Genomic DNA, 16,152 nt, shown 5'->3' with positions numbered 1-16,152 from the left:
CCTTCAGCCCTTGAGAGCGCCGGCGGCGATGTTGCGGATGAAGTGCCGGGCGCCGAACAGGAAGATGATGATCAGCGGGACGATGGCCACCAGCGTGCCCGCCATGACCACGCTGTAGTCGGTGACGTAGAGGCCGTTGAGCTGGGCGAGCGCGAGCTGGAGCGTGATGTGGCGGGAGTCGATGAGGACGACCAGCGGCCAGAGGAAGTCGTTCCACACGTTGACGAACGTGAAGATGCCGAGGAACGCGAGCGCCGGGCGCAGTACCGGCAGTCCGACGTGCAGATACGTACGGAAGAAGCCGCAGCCGTCGATACGGGCGGCGTCCAGCAGTTCGTCCGGCAGGGCGCCGGCCGCGTACTGGCGCATCCAGAAGATGCCGAAGGCGTTGGCGGCGGCGGGCACGATCAGCGCCTTCAGACTGCCCACCCAGCCGAGGTCGGCCATCAGGGAGAACTGCGGGATCGCGGCGAGCTGGGTGGGCACGACGAAGGTCGCCAGCAGGATCCCGAAGAGGATCTTGCTGCCGGGGAAGGTGTACTTGGCGAAGGTGAAGGCGGCGAGCGAGTCGAAGAACAGCACGGCGACGGTCGTCACGACGGCGACGACCAGGGTGTTGAGCAGCGACCCGAAGAAATCGATCCGGGAGAACACCTCCCCGATGTTGTGGAACAACTGGTCGCCGAAGACGAGCTTGGGCGGGCTGGAGTAGATGTCGGGCGTGGTGTTGGACGCCATGACGGCGAGCCAGTAGTAGGGGAAGAGGGTGATCGCGGCGCCGACGAGCAGCGCGGCGTACGTCAGGACACGTCCGCGGGTGCTCATCGGGCGTCCTCCTTGATGGTGACCCGGCCGCGCTCGGGGCGTTGCACGAGGCGCCAGTTGAGGATGGAGAAGAGCACGACGACGACGAAGATGCCCCAGGCGATGGCGGCTCCGTAGCCGAAGTCGTTGTCCGCGAACGCGGTTCCGTAGAAGTAGAGGACCATCGTCAGTCCGGCGCCGCCGGGGCCGCCGCGGTCGCCGAGCAGCACCTGGGACTCGGTGAAGATCTGGAGGCCGCCGATGGCCGACATGACCAGGGAGAAGAGCAGCACCGGCCGCAGCAGGGGCAGGGTGATCCTGAAGAAGGTCTGTACGGGCCCGGCGCCGTCGACGCGCGCCGCCTCGTAGACGTCGGTGGGCAGGGCCTGGAGTCCGGCGAGGAAGATGATGGCGTTGTAGCCCGTCCACCGCCAGATGATCATGATGGCGATGGCGCACCGGATGCCCCACGGGTCGGTGAGCCAGGGGACATGGCCGAAGCCGAACAGGTCGAGGATCCAGTTGAGGATGCCGAACTCGCCGCTGAAGATCGAGCCGAAGACCAGCGACATGGCGACGATCGACGTCACGTTGGGCATGAAGTACGCGATGCGCAGTGCGCCCTTGAAGCGGACCGAGGAGTTCAGGCCGAGGGCGATGAGCAGGGCGAGGACGGTCATCGGGACCGTCGACATGACCCAGATGATCAGGGTGTTGGCTATGGAGTCCCAGAACTGGCTGTCGGTGAGCAGATAGCGGAAGTTCTCCAGGCCGACGAACTTCATCGGGCCGACGCCGTCCCAGCGCTGGAGCGAGAGATAGAGCGAGTAGAACACCGGGTAGAGGCCGAAGACGGCGAAGAGGATGAAGAACGGGGACACGGCGGCGTACTGCGGCAGATGGCGCCACCGCCTCCGTCGCCGGGCGGCGTCCTCGGCGGCCCGTGGTCGTGGGACGGCGGGCGCCGGGGTGTCGGTGTCGGACGTCGCGGTCATGAGAGCACCCCCTGTCGGCGCAGCAGTCGTTCGATCCGGTTCCGGGCGTCCCGCCAGGCGCGCTCCGGGTCCTTGCCGCCCAGTTCCACGTTGGTGAGTTCGTCGGTGTAGATGTCGCTGAGGGTGATGTCCCAGGGGCTGAAGTAGGCGTACCGCACCTGGTCGGCGATGTCGGCGAAGACCTTGACGGCGGACTGGCCGCCGAAGAACGCGTCGGGGGCGGTGATCCGTTCGTCCTCGGCCGCGGCCGGGCCGGCCGGGAAGAGGCCGATCTCGGCGTAGTTGGCGGCCTGGTTCGCCGGGTTCTGGAGCCAGCTGATGATGTCGAACGCCGCCTGCGGGTCGGGGCAGGCCGCGGTGATGGCGAGGAAGGAACCGCCCTGGTTGCCGGGGCCGCCGGGCGGTGCGCAGACCCGCCACTTGCCGGCCGTGCCGGGGGCCGACTGCTTGATCTCGCCGGTGATCCAGGAGGCGTTGACGAGGCTGACCTCCTGGCCCGTGTTCCACGCCGCGTGCCGGTCGACGGACTGGCCGCTGGCCGTCTGCGACCCGCCGAATCCCGCGGTGAGCCGCCGCTCGAAGGCCTCGACGGCGCGGTCCCAGGCCAGCCGGACATGGGACTGGTCGTCGAGGTAGCCGTTCTGCGGGGTGAAGTACTTCTGCCGCTCCTGGGCCATCGAGTAGGTGAAGACCGTCTTGGTGTCGGTGATCAGATAGCGGCCGGGGAGTCTTTTCCGGATCTGCTCGCCGAAGGTGAAGTACTTCTCCCAGGTGGGTACGGCCGCCGCGACGTCGTCCGGTTCGCTGGGCAGGCCGGCCTTCTCGAAGATGTCGTGACGGTAGTAGAGGGCGGCGGGGCCGATGTCGATGGGGAAGCCCAGTTGGAAGCCGGCGGGGGTCGCCCCGGCCTGCCACTTCCACGGCAGATATCCCGGCGCCAGCTCCCGCGCCCCGTAGTCGTTCATGTTCACGAAGCGGTCGCTGTCGCTGAAGTACCGCGAGATGTTGTCGCCGATCATCGTGATGTCGGGCAGATAGGCATCACCGGCGAGTGCGGCCAGCAGCCGCTGCGTCAGATCACCGCTCACCTGGGAGGGGACGAACTCGTCGGCCGCGAAACGCTTCCGGGCGGCCTTCAGCACCTTCTCGGAGAAGCCGTTGTACGTGTACCAGAAGGTGAGGTGCCCGGGGTTCGCGGTCTTCGGGCTCGCGCATCCGCCGGCTCCGAACGCGGCGGCGCCGAGAGCGGTCGCGCCTGCCAGGAGCCTTCGTCGAGTCAGCGTCATTGAGGACCCTTCCACGGCCCGTGAACGTTCCCGTGAACGTTCACGAATTGCCGGGAAGTCTCTGGCTGACGACGCCGATGTGTCAAGAGGTGTCACATGCGGCGTGCGTGCGGGGTGGGTTCGAGGTGCGTGCGGCGCGCGTTCGCGGTGCGTACGGCGTGCGTCCGAGGTGCGAGCGGCGCGCGTTCGCGGCGCGAGCGGCCTGCGTCCGAGGTGCGAGCGGCGCGCTCAGCCGGATTCGCGGAGTCTCAGTTCCGCGCGAACGACCAGTTCACCGGGGGCGAGTGGGTCGCCGCCGGTCAGCAGCCGGCCGGCCTGTTCGACGGCGAGCGCCCCGAGGCTCCGGGTGTCCAGGGCCACGGTCGAGAGCGGCGGCTCGACGAGCGCGCCGAGCCGCAGGCCGTCGAAGCCGATGACCGCGAGATCCCGGGGGACCTGCCGGCCGAGGCGCCGAGCGGCGCGCAGCGCGCCGATGGCGATGATGTCGTTGAAGGTGAACACGGCGGTCACGTCCGGGTGTTCGGCGAGCAGCGCCTCCAGCGCGCGCTCGCCGCCCTCGACGCTCTGGTCCGCGCGGCGCACCGGGCCCGCGTCGAGGCCGCAGGCCGCCGTCGCCGCCGCGAACCAGGCGTGCCGGACGCTCGGTTCGGCGCGGCCCGCGTGGTCGAGCATGCCGATGTGCCGGTGACCGGCCGCGACGAGGTGGGCGATTGCCGCCTTGACGCCGTCCTCGCCGTCGATCCGGATCGAGCTGAACCGGTCGGTGCGCCGCTCCCGGTCGATGAGCACGACGGGGACGCCGCGGGTCAGCTTCTCGATCTCGTCCTCGGGGCGGCTGAAGTACCCGACGACGGCGTCCACCTGGGAAGCGATCACCTGGAGGGTGCCGCGCTCCTCCTCGGCGCTGTCGGCGGTGTCGTACACGAGGACGTGCCAGCCGCGGGCGCGCGCGGCCTCCAGCGCGGCGGCGGCGACCTCGGTGAAGAACGGATTGAGCAGGTCGGGGATGACCAGTCCGACGCTGATGGTGTCCTGTCTGACCAGCCCCCTGGCGAACCGGCTCGGGCGGTATCCGAGCGCGAGGGCGGCGTCGAGCACCCGCTGTTTGGTGGAGCCGTGGATCTCGCCCTTGTCGTTCAGGGCCCGGGACACGGTCTGCCGGGACACCCCGGCGGACCGGGCGACATCGTGGATCGTCACCCTGCGGGATTCGGTCCCCGACGGCGCCATCGATACCTCCGCGCATCCGACGGCACCGGCGTGCCGACAGGGATCCGAGTATGCCTCGGCGGTGCGGGGTCGCACGACCGACGTATTGACAGGGAGATAGGTCCGACGTTTCCATGAGGCAGCTCGCTGTTTGAATACGTTCGCTTACGTTCGACTGTGTTGATCCATGATCTCTCCTCCCCCACGGAGCCTGACGTGCATCTGCCCGGCACCCGCCCGCCGTTGCGGAAACTCCTGCTGCCCCTGCCGCTCACCCTGGCCGTGGTCCTGTCGCTGACGGCGCCGGCCCCGGCGGTGTACGCGGCCGGGTCCGGCACGTCCGCCGAGACGCCCGCCGAGACGCCCGCCGAGACGTCCTCCGCCGGCACCTCCGCCGAGACGGTTGTCGACGTCACGGCTTTCGGCGCCGACCGGACGGGCCGGCGCGACAGCGCCGCCGCCGTGGCGAAGGCGATGAGGCAGGCCAGGAAGACCGACGGCCCGGTCCGCGTCCTGTTCCCGCGCGGCACCTATCAGATCTACCCCGAGCGGGCCGAGAGCCGTGAGCTGTACATCTCCAACACCGTTGGCGCCGACCAGACTTACCGGGACAAGCGGATCGGCGTCCTCGCCGAGGACATGCGGGACGTCACGATCGACGGTGACGGCTCGCACCTCCAGTTCCACGGGCTGATGACCGCGTTCGCGACGATCCGCTCGCAGAACGTCGTGGTCGAGGACTTCAGTTACGACGTCACCGCGCCCAAGGTCGTCGACGCCACCGTCAGCGACGCCGGGGTGTCCGACGGCCGGGCCTACCGGGTGCTGACCGTTCCTCCGGGCAACGGCTTCTCCGTCACGGACAACACGGTGACCTGGCTCGGCGAGAAGAGCCCGGTCACCTCGGAGCCGTACTGGTCGGGCGTCGGCGCCATGGACTACACCCAGCTCCACGACCCGGCCGCGCAACGGAGTTGGCGCGGCGACAACCCTCTGTTCACGGATGTCGCGTCGGTGCGCGACCTCGGCGGCCACAAGCTGCGTATCGACTACACGACCGCGACCGCCCCCACCGACCGCGGCCTCGTCTACCAGATGCGCGAGACCACCCGGGACACCTCGTCGGCGCTGTTCTGGGAGTCGCGGGACATCACGGTCCGCGGCCTCGAAGCGCGCTATCTGCACGGCTTCGGCTTCGTCGGCCAGTTCAGCGAGAACATCACGGTGGCAGGCAACACGTTCCGCACCGATCCCGCCTCCGGGCGGACGACGGCGGCGTTCGCCGACTTCGTCCAGATGTCCGGCGTCAAGGGCCGGGTAAGGGTCACCGACAACGTCTTCGACGGCGCGCACGACGACGCGATCAACATCCACGGCACCTATCTGGAGGTCACCGGCAGGCCGGCGGACCCGCGCACGCTCACCCTCGCGTACAGACACCGTGAGACGGCCGGGTTCCCCCAGTTCCACCCGGGCGACGAGGTGGAGATCGTGGACAAGGAGACCATGGCGCCGGTGCCCGGCCCGGCGCCCAGGGTGGTGTCCGTCGACGGCCCCTCCGGCCAGGACCACGACAAACCGCTGACCACCATGACGGTCACCTTCGACCGGGCGGTCCCCGCCACCGTCACCGCTTCGGACTTCGTGGTGGAGAACACCACCTACACGCCGGCGGTGACCATCAGCGGCAACACCTTCCGCAACATCCCCACCCGGGGCATCCTGCTCACCACCCGTAAGCCCGTGGTCATCGAGGACAACGTCTTCGACGGGATGACGATGGCGAGTGTCTTCATCTCCTCCGACGCCTACCAGTGGTACGAGTCCGGGCCGGTCAAGGATGTCCTGATCAGCCGCAACACCTTTCTGCGGCCGGCCTCCCCGGTGATCCTCGTGGAGCCCACCAACCAGGTGGTCGACCCGGCGACGCCGGTGCACCACGGCATCCGGGTGCGGGACAACGACTTCCGGACGGCGGACGTGAAGCTGTTCGACGCGAAGAGCGTCAGCGGCGTCTCCTTCGCACACAACACGGTCTCCCGGCTGGACCGCCGGACCGCCTTCGCCGCCGAGACGGCGAACGCCTGCCCGGCGCCGGGCGCCACCACCGAGGTACGGGCCGTCGCGAAGGCCTCGCCGTACACCACCCCGCTCTTCGCCTACCGGGGTTCGTCCGGGGCCCTGATCAAGGACAACCGCTTCGACAATGGGCTGAACCTGCGCGCCGACCTGGACGCCACCGACGAGGCCGAGGTCAGCGCCGACGAGGTGGCCCTGGGCGCCGACAACATCCTGCCGCTGCTCGGCCCGACGCGCTGGACCAGCAGCGATCCCACGATCGCCGCGGTCGACCGGGCCGGCCGGGTCACCGCGAAGAGGCCGGGCACGGTCGCCGTGACCCCCACGACGAGCAGCCGGCTCGGCCCCGTGCCGGGAGTACCGGTGACGATCAAGGTCGGCGCGGCCTGCGGCTAGGCCCCGGGGCGTCTTGTCGATCCGACCGGATCAGCTGTGGATCATGCGCCCGCCGGCTCACGGCGGGCGCATCCGACATCTGACGAACCGTCCGGTTTAGTTTGTTTGACCCCCGGGAATGCGTGTGCGAATCTTGCGCCGTGTTCCACTCTCTGCACCTCGTCAGCCGCGCGCACGTGGATCTTGTCCGCGTCGCGAGCGCGCTCTGTAGCCCCTCCGCCGTCTGAGCGGTTCTGCGGGCCCCTCCGCCGTACGCGGCGACGAGGGCCGTCTTGTGCAGCCGGAACCATCTCCCACATCGTGGACGTGCCGGCCCACCCTTGTCCGCCCCTGACCGGGCTCTGGGCAAGGGGCTTCTCTCTCCCCGTACCACCTTGCGAGACGAGTGTGTCGAAGCACACGTCTCACCTTGCCGAATCGAGTCAGCATGTCCCTCCCGTCGCCCGGCGCCTCCCCGGCGCGGGGCACCGACCCCGCGGTGGCCTCCTGGGAGACCTGGCGCGCGCGGCGGATCGCCTCCGTGACCGCGCCCACCGGAAACCTGGCACTGGTCGAAACGCGATGGCTGCCGTCCGGTACGGTCCCGGACCCGGCGGCCGAGCAGCGGAGCGCTCCCCCGGGCGTACGCGTCACGTCGCTGGAGCGCACCCATATCCTCACCGGTGAGCCGGAGTTCGCCCTCCGGTTCTGGGACGCCGGAGCCCCCGCGCTCCAGCACTTCTCGCACATCGAGACCTACGACCACGACCCTGCGTGGGTGGTCCGGGCCACGTTCACGCCCGTCGCCACGGACCGCCGGATCCCGTTCGAGTACATCCGCGACAACGGCGGCAGCCGGGGTCTGATCGTGCCCGGCGACATCACCGTCACGCTCGACGGCACCGACTACACCCTCGCGGCCTTCGACGACGGCGGGACGCTGCTGCTCGTCTTCGCCGACCCGACGAACGGGGCCGGTACGTACGCCGCCGGCCGCTTCCTCTTCGTGGAGCGCGCCCCCGGCGACGACACCGTCACGCTCGACTTCAACCGCGCCTTCGTCCCGCCGTGCGGCTTCTCCGTCCAGTACAACTGCCCGCTGCCCCCGCCGCAGAACCGGCTCCATCTCCCCGTACCCGCGGGCGAGAAACTGCCCGTCTTCCTCGACGGCCACACGATCGACGGCAGCCACCCCTCAGGAGTATCGAAGTGAACCGAACCACCACTCCCCTCGCCGGCGCCGCCCTGGTGGTCGCTCTCTCCGTCGCCCTCACCGCCTGCGGCGGGGGCACGTCGAACCAGAAGGGCGGGGCGTCCGGTTCCTTCGACAAGGACGCGACCGTCTCCGTCGGCTCCCTGTACGAGCCGCAGAACCTGGACAACACGGGCGGCGGCGGGCAGGGCGTGACCGAGGCCCTCAACGGCAATGTGTACGAGGGGCTGTTCAGGCTCACCGACCAGGGCAAGGTCGAGAAGCTGCTGGCCGAGAGCTACACCGTCTCGCCGGACGGCCTCACCTACACGTTCAAGCTGCGGGACGGGGTGACGTTCCACTCGGGCCGGACGCTCGACTCCGCCGATGTGAAGTACAGCATCGAGAAGGTGACGGGCGAGTCGTCGCAGTCGGCGCGCAAGAGCAGCCTCGAAGCCGTGAAGTCCATCGCCACCCCGGACCCGCGCACCGTCGAGGTGACGCTGAAGAGCAAGTCGATCTCGTTCGTCTACAACCTCAGCTATGTGTGGATCATCGACGCCGAGGCCAAGAACCTGAAGACGTCCGAGGACGGCACCGGGCCGTACAAGCTGGACCGCTGGAATCGTGGCTCCGCGCTGAGTCTCGACCGGTACGCGGACTACTGGGGCAGCGCCGCGCAGAACAAGAAGGTCGTCTTCCGCTACTACAAGGACGCGACCGCCCTCAACAACGCGCTGCTCACCAACGCCGTGGACGTGGTCACGAGCGAGCAGAGCCCGGACGCGCTGGACCAGTTCAAGAACAACCCGGCGTACAAGGTCAACAGCGGCGACTCGACCACCAAGCTGCTGCTCGCCTTCAACGACCGGGTGAAGCCGTTCGACGACGCGCGGGTCCGCAAGGCCGTCAGCTCGGCCATCGACAACAAGAAGCTGCTGGACTCGGTCTGGGGCGGCTACGGCAAGCTCATCGGCTCGATGGTCCCGCCGACCGACCCGTGGTACGAGGACCTGACGGGCGTCAATCCGTACGACCCCGCGCTCGCCAAGAAGCAACTGGCGGCGGCCGGTTACCCCGACGGCTTCGACCTCACGCTCGACACCCCGAACTACGACCCGCATCCGACGGCCGCGACCTTCATCAAGTCCCAGCTGGCGAAGGTCGGCATCAAGGTCAAGATCAACGTCATCACGCCGGACGAGTGGTACACGAAGGTCTACCAGAACCACGATTTCAGCGCGACGCTCCAGGAGCACGTGAACGACCGGGACATCGTCTGGTACGGCAACCCCGACTTCTACTGGGGCTACGACAACAAGCAGGTCACCCAGTGGGTCGAGCAGGCCGAGCAGTCGGACACGACCGCGCAGCAGACCGAGCTGCTGAAGAAGGTCAACCGGCAGATCGCGCAGGACGCGGCCAGCGACTGGCTGTATCTCTACCCGCAGATCGTCGTCGCGTCCTCGAAGCTCTCCGGCTATCCGCTCAACGGTCTGAACTCCCAGTTCTACGCCTACGACATCAAGAAGAGCTGACCGGAACCGACAGGAACCCGACGCACCCATGACCGTGTACATACTCAGGCGGCTGGCCTTCCTGGCAGCCTCCCTCCTGCTGGCCAGCGTGGTGCTGTTCCTGCTGCTGCGGCTGCTTCCGGGCGACCCCGCCAACGCGCTGGCGTCGGTCGGCGCGAGCCCGGAGCAGCTGGCGGCGGCCCGCCAGGAGATCGGGTCCGACCGGCCGCTGCCCGAGCAGTTCGTGACCTGGCTGCACAGCCTGGCCACCTTCGACCTGGGCAACTCCTTCGTCAGCACCCTGCCGGTGGGACCGGAGATAGCCACCCGGATCGAGGTGACGGGCCCGCTCACGCTCCTCGCGTTCGGGCTGGCGCTCCTCATCGCACTGCCCGTCGGCTTTCTGGCCGCCCACCGGGCCAACACCTGGTACGGGCTGATCCTCAACGGGGTCTCCCAACTCGGCATCGCCGTACCGGTGTTCTGGGTGGGCATGATCCTGATCACCGTGTTCGCGCTGCATCTGGGAGTGCTGCCGGCGGGCGGCTTCCCGCAGGACGGCTGGGCCGACCCCGTGGAGGCGCTGCGGTCGCTGGCCCTGCCGGTCATCACCGTCGCCGTGATCATGTCGGCGTCCCTCATCCGGTACGTACGCTCCGCGAGCCTGGACGTCCTCGGGAGCGACTACCTCCGTACGGCGCGGGCGCTCGGTTCCTCGTTCGGCGAGGCGGTACGGCGGCACGGACTGCGCAACGGGGCGGTGCCCGTCGTCGCCGTACTCGGCATCGAACTGGCCTCCACCCTGCTCGGCGCGGTCGTGGTCGAGACCGTCTTCGCCCTGCCGGGGCTGGGCAGCATGCTCTCCCAGGCCGTGGCGCAGCACGACTACCCGACGATCCAGGGCGTGCTGTTCGTGACCACACTCGCGGTGCTGGTCATCGGCTTCCTGGCCGACCTCGCACAGCGCCTCATCGATCCGCGGCTGCGCTCCACGCTGGGCGGGGGCAAGCCATGACATCGACGACGAAGACGCGCGTCCCCTCCCGCCGCCGCTCCGCCATCCTGATCGCCGGCTGCGTACCGGCCGGACTGATCGTGGCGCTCGCCCTGGTCTCCTTCTTCTGGCTGCCGTACCCCCTGGACGACACCTCGGGGGGCCGGCTGTCCCCGCCCGGCACGTCGCATCTGCTCGGCACCGACAAGCTGGGGCGCGATCTGCTCTCCCAGGTGATGATCGGCGCGCGGATCGCCCTGGAGTCGGGGGCCGGGGCGGTGGCGATCGGCGGGGTGCTCGGGGTGGCCACGGGCCTGGCGGCCGGATTCGCCAACCGCTGGGTGGACGACACCTTCTCGGCGCTCCTCGATGTGCTGATCGCCTTCCCGACCCTGCTGCTGGCCATGCTCGTGGTGGCGGCCCAGTCGGCGTCGCTCACCTCGGCGATCGTCGCGATCGGTCTCGCCATGACGGCCGTCGTGGCGCGGCTGACCCGCATCCTGGTCAAACGGGTACTCGCACAGGACTACATCACCGCCGCGCGGACGTCCGGCACGTCCTGGCCACGGGTGATCACCGGCCATGTGCTGCCGAACATCTGGCCCACCCTGGTCGTCAATCTGGCGCTCCAGTTCGGTCTCGCGGTGCTTGCCGAGGCGAGTCTGTCGTTCCTCGGACTGGGGGCCCCGCCGCCGAACGCCTCGTGGGGCCGCATGCTCCAGGAGGCCCAGGCGACGGTGACGACCGCTCCTTACGGGGCCATCGCGCCGGGGGTGCTGCTGGTGGCTCTCGTCGTCGGGGTCAATCTCATCGCGGACGGACTGCGCGACACCCTGGATCCGACCCGCCGGAGGAGTTCATGAGCCTGCTGGACGTCACCGGCCTCGGCATCGTCACCGACAGCGGCCGGTCCCTCGTCTCGGATCTCTCGTTCACCGTCGAACGGGGCGGCCGGCTGGGGCTGATCGGTGAGTCGGGCTCCGGGAAGTCGCTGACCGCGCTCGCGCTCATGGGATTGCTGCCGCCGGGCCTGACCGCGACCGGGAGTGCGGTGCTGGACGCGCCGGGCCTGGGCCGCACCGAGGTGGTGGGCGCGGCCGAGTCCCGGCTGCGACCGCTGCGCGGCCGGGGGGTGGGCGTGGTGTTCCAGGAGCCCCTCACCGCGCTCGATCCGCTGATGCGTGTCGGACGGCAGATCGCCGAACCGCTGCGCCGTCACCGGGGTTTGCGCGGCGGAGAACTCCGGCGCGCCGTCGCCGCCGCGCTCGACCGGGTCCAACTGCCGGAGCCGGAGCGGATCGCCCGTGCGTTCCCGCACGAGATCTCCGGCGGGCAGCGCCAGCGGGTGGCCCTCGCCATGGCGCTGGCCCCCGAACCGGCCCTGCTGATCGCGGACGAGCCGACGACCGCGCTCGATGTCACCGTCCAGGCCGAAGTCCTGTCGCTGCTGGGCGAGTTGATCGCGGAACAGGACATGGCCCTGCTGTTCGTGAGCCATGACCTGGCCGTCGTCTCCGGGGTCACCGACGAGTTGGTCGTGCTCAAGGACGGCGCGGCGGTGGAGTCGGGGCGCACCGCGGACATCCTGCACGCGCCCCGGCAGCCGTACACCCGGAGCCTGGTGGAGAGCGCCCGTACCTTCGAGAACGCACTGGAACGGATCACGCGATGAAGTCACCGGTCCTCGCCGTACGGGACGCGGGTTTCGCGTACCGGGGCGCCGCGCCCGTCCTGCACGGCGTCAGCCTGGAGATCACCGCCGGCCGCAGTGTCGCGCTGGTGGGCGAGTCCGGGGCGGGCAAGACGACGCTCCTGCGGCTGCTCCTCGGTCTCACCCGGCCCACCAGCGGCGCGGTGGTCTTCGACGGTCAGCCGCTGGACCTGCGGAACCGGGCGCGGATGCGCGCCTTCCGGCGCAGTGTGCAGAGCGTCTTCCAGGATCCGTACTCCTCGCTGGACCCCAGGCAGCGGGTGCGCCGGATCGTCGCCGAGCCGCTGCGCTCGCTGGGGCTCGCGGGGCCGGACACGGAGAGCCGGGTCGCCGCGGCGCTGGAGGGTGTGGGGCTGCCGGCGGACGCCGGGGACCGCTATCCGCACGAGTTCTCCGGCGGTCAGCGGCAGCGGATCGCCCTCGCGCGGGCCACTGTCTGCGACCCGCGCGTACTGCTGGCGGACGAGCCGGTCAGCGCCCTCGACGTCACCACGCGCGTCCGTATCGTCGATCTGCTCGGCGAGTTGAAGGAGTCGAGGGGCCTGACCATCGCCATGGTCTCCCACGACCTGTCGGTGGTGGCGGCGCTCTGCGAACACACCGCGGTGCTGGAGAGCGGCCGGGTCGTGGAGCAGGGCGACACCCGCGAGGTGCTGGGCGCGCCGTCCCACCCGTACACCGCCCGGCTGATCGCGAGTGTGCCGCGGCTGCCGTCGGCGCTTCCCCTGGAGAAGCGCGACGGCTGAGCGGCCATGGCTGAACGGTTACGGCTGGGCGGTCACGGCCGCGCGGTCACGGCTGAACGGTCACGCCCGAACGGTCAGCGGGCGGCGAGCAGTTCGAGCGTGTCGATCAGCCGGTTCGAGAAGCCCCACTCGTTGTCGTACCAGGCGACGACCTTGATGTGCCGGCCGTCGACCCGGGTGAGGGCCGAGTCGAAGATCGCCGAGTGCGGGTTGCCCGTGATGTCGGACGAGACGAGCGCGTCGTCGGAGTACTCGATGATGCCCGCGAGCGGCCCGTCCGCCGCGGCGCGGTACGCCGCGAGCACGTCGTCGCGGGTCACGTCGCGGGCGACGGTCGTGTTGAGTTCGACGATCGAGCCCACCGGTACCGGTACGCGGATCGAGTCGCCGGACAGTTTGCCGTCGAGGTTCGGCAGGACGAGGCCGATCGCCTTGGCGGCGCCGGTCGTGGTCGGGACGATGTTGACGGCGGCGGCACGGGCGCGGCGGGCGTCGCGGTGCGGGGCGTCCTGGAGGTTCTGCTCCTGGGTGTAGGCGTGCACCGTCGTCATGAAGCCGTGCTCGATGCCGGCGAGGTCGTCGAGGACCTTGGCCAGCGGTGCGAGGGCGTTGGTCGTGCACGAGGCGTTCGAGACGATCGTGTGGGTGGCCGGGTCGTACGCCTCGGTGTTGACGCCGAACGCGACGGTGGCGTCGGCGCCGGTGGACGGCGCGCTGACGAGGACCTTTCTGGCGCCCGCGGTGAGATGGGCGCGGGCGGCCTCGGCCGAGGTGAAGCGGCCGGTGGCCTCCAGCACGATGTCGACGCCGAGCTCGGACCACGGCAGCCGCGCCGGTTCGCGCTCGGCGAGCACGGTGATACGGCGGCCGTCCACGACGAGGGTGTCACCGTCGACGGTGACAGGGCGGCCGAGCCGGCCGGCGGTCGTGTCGAAGGCGAGCAGCCGGGCGAGGGAGGCGGGCTCCGTGAGGTCGTTGACGGCGACGACGTCGAGGTCGCTGTCGCGTTCGAGCAGGACGCGCAGCGCGTTGCGTCCGATGCGGCCGAATCCGTTGATGGCGATCCGAGTCATGGGGGATGTCCTTTCGCGTTTCGGGTCCTGCCCATGCTCGCAAGCGGCGGGTGCCGGACGACGGCGGCGCGAACGCCATGGTTCGAAAGGATCACGCCAAACGGGTCGACCGTGCCGGGACGGCCGGACGCGCCGTACGGCTCGCGCGGGGTTACTCGCCCTGGGTGAAGGTGCGCCGGTACGCGCTGGGCGTGGTGCCGAGCGTCGCCTGGAAGTGCAGCCGCAGGTTCGTCCCCGTACCGAGTCCCACGTCGGTGGCGATCTGCTCGATGCTCCGCTCCGAACGCTCCAGCAACTCCCTGGCCGCGTCGACCCGGGCACGCATGACCCACTGCATCGGCGTGTACCCGGTGTCCTCGACGAAGCGCCGGGAGAACGTGCGCGCCGACACGGCCGCGTGCTGGGCCAGGGCCGTGAGCGTCAGGGGCTCCCCCAGCCGGCGCAGCGCCCACTCGCGGGTCGCGGCGAACCGCTCGCCGAGCGGCTCGGGCACCCGGCGCGGTACGTACTGGGCCTGCCCGCCGCTGCGGTACGGGGCGGCGACCAGCCGCCGGGCGGTGTGGTTCGAGGCGGCCACGCCGAGATCGGCGCGCAGGATGTGCAGGCAGAGGTCGATGCCCGAGGCGGCGCCGGCCGAGGTCAGCACGGTGCCCTCGTCGACGAAGAGCACGTTCTCGTCGACCCGGACCAGCGGATGCTTCGCCGCGAGCGCCCGGGTGTAGTGCCAGTGCGTCGTGGCGCGCCTGCCGTCGAGCAGCCCCGTGGCGGCGAGCGCGAAGGCACCCGTCGAGATGGCGGCGAGCCGCGCGCCCCGCTCGTGCGCGGCGATCAGCGCGTCGATGATCTCAGGGCGCGGGTCGTCGCGGTCCGGGAACCGGTAGCCGGGGATGAAGACGAGGTCGGCCCAGACGAGCGCGTCGAGCCCGTGCGCGACGTGGTACGACAGCCCGTCGCCGCCGGTCACCAGACCGGGCGCCGCACCGCAGACCCGTACCTCGTACGGCATGCTCTCGCGGGTCGTGAACACCTGCGCGGGGATGCCGACGTCGAGCGGTTTCGCCCCTTCGAGCACCAGGACGGCTACACGCTGCGGGCGGGAGGCTGGCACGGGGCCAGCCTACGCGTGGGAGGGTGTGCGTTCATGACGGCGGTGAGCGCGATGCTCGAGGAGCTGCGGGGGCTCGTCCCGCTGACCCGCGCGGGTGCGGCGGCGAGGTTCGCGGCCCAGGGATGGGTGCCCGGGGGCAGGCGCCGCGAGGGCGTGGAGACGTCCTGGGACAAGGACGGCGTCCAGGGCTGGATCCAGGCGTTCGGCGACGGGGCGGTGCATGTCTCGTTCGCCGTCTGGATCCGCGATGTCGACGCGTCGGGCTACTTCGACGATCTGGACGCCGTGTACGACGAGGGCGAGCGGGTGCTGGCCCGGTTCCTCCCCGAGATCGAGGAGTCCCCGCTCGCCGGACACCTGGCCGAGGCCGGGCGGACGGCGGCGGACGCCGAGAGGGAGTGGGAGGGCGACGATTTCATCGCGGTGCGGAAGTGGCTGCTGACCGGCCGGCTCCTGACCGCCGGTGTGATCCAGCAGGACACCGATCTCCCGGTCATGGTCGTGGCCACACTGGAGGAGCCGGCGCCGGGCGCGCGCTGACCGGTTCAGCCCAGGAAGCTCAGCCGTACCGTCCGGTCCGGGTTGTCGGTGTTCGTGTCGACCAGGCAGACCGACTGCCAGGTGCCCAGCTCCAGTCGGCCGCCGATCACCGGGAGCGTCGCGTGGGGTGGGACCAGCGCCGGCAGGACATGGTCGCGGCCGTGGCCCGGGGAGCCGTGGCGGTGTCGCCAGCGGTTGTCCGCCGGGAGCAGGGTGTGCAGCGCGGCGAGCAGGTCGTCGTCGCTGCCGGCTCCTGTCTCGATGACGGCCACGCCGGCTGTCGCGTGCGGGACGAAGACGTTGAGGAGACCGTCCCGGCCGGCCGCGCTCTCGCGGAGGAACTGTTCGCACACGTGCGTCAGGTCCACGACGGTCTCGTCGGTGCCGGTGGTGAGGTTCACGGTCCTGGTGGTGAAGGCGTCGGGCATGGGTCCATCCTGCCGCGCGCGGGGCGCGTGCGCGTGCGGGATGATCCGCGCGCCCCCGGCTGTTGGTAGAAGCGTGAACGACTTCGGGGTGGCAG

General features: G+C 70.2%; 16 protein-coding genes. 9 read left to right on the top strand and 7 right to left on the bottom strand.

What is annotated here, in order from left to right; translation table 11 throughout:
* Window positions 1-3 precede the first annotated feature (3 nt).
* The 4 genes from ACFYNU_RS14555 to ACFYNU_RS14540 all read right to left on the bottom strand — a co-directional run bounded on the left by ACFYNU_RS14555 (window position 4) and on the right by ACFYNU_RS14540 (window position 4,315).
* Complete coding sequence (locus ACFYNU_RS14555; protein ID WP_135068564.1) at window positions 4-825, bottom strand: carbohydrate ABC transporter permease; 822 nt, start codon at window positions 823-825, stop codon at window positions 4-6.
* Window positions 822-1,799, bottom strand: coding sequence for a sugar ABC transporter permease (locus ACFYNU_RS14550; protein WP_356585528.1), 978 nt, complete (start codon window positions 1,797-1,799; stop codon window positions 822-824). The genes ACFYNU_RS14555 and ACFYNU_RS14550 overlap by 4 nt, the downstream gene beginning before the upstream one ends.
* Complete coding sequence (locus ACFYNU_RS14545) at window positions 1,796-3,085, bottom strand: extracellular solute-binding protein (protein ID WP_356585527.1); 1,290 nt, start codon at window positions 3,083-3,085, stop codon at window positions 1,796-1,798. Before ACFYNU_RS14545 ends, ACFYNU_RS14550 begins: the two co-directional genes overlap by 4 nt.
* Before the next feature lie 228 nt (window positions 3,086-3,313).
* Window positions 3,314-4,315, bottom strand: a complete 1,002-nt coding sequence (locus ACFYNU_RS14540) for a LacI family DNA-binding transcriptional regulator (protein ID WP_356585526.1) — start codon at window positions 4,313-4,315, stop codon at window positions 3,314-3,316.
* A gap of 156 nt (window positions 4,316-4,471) precedes the next feature.
* Here ACFYNU_RS14540 and ACFYNU_RS14535 point away from each other — a divergent pair, with 156 nt between their 5' ends.
* From ACFYNU_RS14535 to ACFYNU_RS14500, 8 genes are all read left to right on the top strand, one after another.
* A complete protein-coding gene (locus ACFYNU_RS14535) occupies window positions 4,472-6,769 on the top strand; it encodes an Ig-like domain-containing protein (protein ID WP_356585525.1) in 2,298 nt (765 codons plus the stop codon).
* Window positions 6,770-6,891: 122 nt separating this feature from the next.
* Window positions 6,892-6,996 carry a putative leader peptide gene (locus tag ACFYNU_RS14530; protein WP_356585524.1) on the top strand — a complete coding sequence of 35 codons (105 nt, stop codon included), beginning with the start codon at window positions 6,892-6,894 and terminating at the stop codon, window positions 6,994-6,996.
* A gap of 200 nt (window positions 6,997-7,196) precedes the next feature.
* Window positions 7,197-7,961 (top strand): DUF1684 domain-containing protein, encoded by a 765-nt coding sequence (locus ACFYNU_RS14525; protein WP_356585523.1) that lies wholly within the window; start codon window positions 7,197-7,199, stop codon window positions 7,959-7,961.
* Window positions 7,958-9,478: an ABC transporter substrate-binding protein gene (locus tag ACFYNU_RS14520; protein WP_356585522.1), complete on the top strand. Its 1,521-nt coding sequence runs from the start codon at window positions 7,958-7,960 to the stop codon at window positions 9,476-9,478. Before ACFYNU_RS14525 ends, ACFYNU_RS14520 begins: the two co-directional genes overlap by 4 nt.
* A gap of 28 nt (window positions 9,479-9,506) precedes the next feature.
* Complete coding sequence (locus tag ACFYNU_RS14515) at window positions 9,507-10,472, top strand: ABC transporter permease (protein ID WP_356585521.1); 966 nt, start codon at window positions 9,507-9,509, stop codon at window positions 10,470-10,472.
* On the top strand, window positions 10,469-11,314 hold the full coding sequence (locus tag ACFYNU_RS14510) for an ABC transporter permease (RefSeq protein ID WP_356585520.1): 846 nt from the start codon (window positions 10,469-10,471) through the stop codon (window positions 11,312-11,314). The genes ACFYNU_RS14515 and ACFYNU_RS14510 overlap by 4 nt, the downstream gene beginning before the upstream one ends.
* Complete coding sequence (locus ACFYNU_RS14505; protein WP_356585519.1) at window positions 11,311-12,123, top strand: ABC transporter ATP-binding protein; 813 nt, start codon at window positions 11,311-11,313, stop codon at window positions 12,121-12,123. The genes ACFYNU_RS14510 and ACFYNU_RS14505 overlap by 4 nt, the downstream gene beginning before the upstream one ends.
* Entirely contained in the window at window positions 12,120-12,908 is a 789-nt protein-coding gene (locus ACFYNU_RS14500; RefSeq protein ID WP_356585518.1) for an ATP-binding cassette domain-containing protein, read from the top strand. The genes ACFYNU_RS14505 and ACFYNU_RS14500 overlap by 4 nt, the downstream gene beginning before the upstream one ends.
* Window positions 12,909-12,982: 74 nt before the next feature.
* Here the strand turns inward: ACFYNU_RS14500 and gap are convergent, their stop codons facing one another.
* Together gap and ACFYNU_RS14490 are read right to left on the bottom strand one after the other, a co-directional pair.
* On the bottom strand, window positions 12,983-13,981 hold the full coding sequence (gene gap, locus ACFYNU_RS14495) for a type I glyceraldehyde-3-phosphate dehydrogenase (protein ID WP_356585517.1): 999 nt from the start codon (window positions 13,979-13,981) through the stop codon (window positions 12,983-12,985).
* Window positions 13,982-14,132: 151 nt separating this feature from the next.
* Entirely contained in the window at window positions 14,133-15,089 is a 957-nt protein-coding gene (locus tag ACFYNU_RS14490) for a helix-turn-helix domain-containing protein (protein WP_356585516.1), read from the bottom strand.
* 33 nt (window positions 15,090-15,122) lie between these two features.
* Here ACFYNU_RS14490 and ACFYNU_RS14485 point away from each other — a divergent pair, with 33 nt between their 5' ends.
* Complete coding sequence (locus ACFYNU_RS14485) at window positions 15,123-15,629, top strand: hypothetical protein (protein WP_356585515.1); 507 nt, start codon at window positions 15,123-15,125, stop codon at window positions 15,627-15,629.
* Between the two features lie 5 nt (window positions 15,630-15,634).
* Here the strand turns inward: ACFYNU_RS14485 and ACFYNU_RS14480 are convergent, their stop codons facing one another.
* Window positions 15,635-16,057 (bottom strand): YjbQ family protein, encoded by a 423-nt coding sequence (locus tag ACFYNU_RS14480; RefSeq protein WP_356585514.1) that lies wholly within the window; start codon window positions 16,055-16,057, stop codon window positions 15,635-15,637.
* Between the last annotated feature and the right edge of the window lie 95 nt (window positions 16,058-16,152).

The sequence above is a fragment of the Streptomyces sp. NPDC006643 genome, from assembly GCF_042870175.1.
GTDB lineage: Bacteria > Actinomycetota > Actinomycetes > Streptomycetales > Streptomycetaceae > Streptomyces.
The sequence above is the reverse complement of the archived record's forward strand: the minus strand, read 5'-3'. Positions and strand labels throughout refer to the sequence as shown.

Coding starts and splice junctions, on each gene's coding strand:
- ACFYNU_RS14550 (WP_356585528.1), bottom strand. CDS start 1,799: ATGACCGCGACGTCCGACACCGACACCCCGGCGCCCGCCGTCCCACGA.
- ACFYNU_RS14545 (WP_356585527.1), bottom strand. CDS start 3,085: ATGACGCTGACTCGACGAAGGCTCCTGGCAGGCGCGACCGCTCTCGGC.
- ACFYNU_RS14500 (WP_356585518.1), top strand. CDS start 12,120: ATGAAGTCACCGGTCCTCGCCGTACGGGACGCGGGTTTCGCGTACCGG.
- ACFYNU_RS14515 (WP_356585521.1), top strand. CDS start 9,507: ATGACCGTGTACATACTCAGGCGGCTGGCCTTCCTGGCAGCCTCCCTC.
- ACFYNU_RS14485 (WP_356585515.1), top strand. CDS start 15,123: ATGACGGCGGTGAGCGCGATGCTCGAGGAGCTGCGGGGGCTCGTCCCG.
- ACFYNU_RS14525 (WP_356585523.1), top strand. CDS start 7,197: ATGTCCCTCCCGTCGCCCGGCGCCTCCCCGGCGCGGGGCACCGACCCC.
- ACFYNU_RS14540 (WP_356585526.1), bottom strand. CDS start 4,315: ATGGCGCCGTCGGGGACCGAATCCCGCAGGGTGACGATCCACGATGTC.
- ACFYNU_RS14510 (WP_356585520.1), top strand. CDS start 10,469: ATGACATCGACGACGAAGACGCGCGTCCCCTCCCGCCGCCGCTCCGCC.
- ACFYNU_RS14480 (WP_356585514.1), bottom strand. CDS start 16,057: ATGCCCGACGCCTTCACCACCAGGACCGTGAACCTCACCACCGGCACC.
- gap (WP_356585517.1), bottom strand. CDS start 13,981: ATGACTCGGATCGCCATCAACGGATTCGGCCGCATCGGACGCAACGCG.
- ACFYNU_RS14505 (WP_356585519.1), top strand. CDS start 11,311: ATGAGCCTGCTGGACGTCACCGGCCTCGGCATCGTCACCGACAGCGGC.
- ACFYNU_RS14555 (WP_135068564.1), bottom strand. CDS start 825: ATGAGCACCCGCGGACGTGTCCTGACGTACGCCGCGCTGCTCGTCGGC.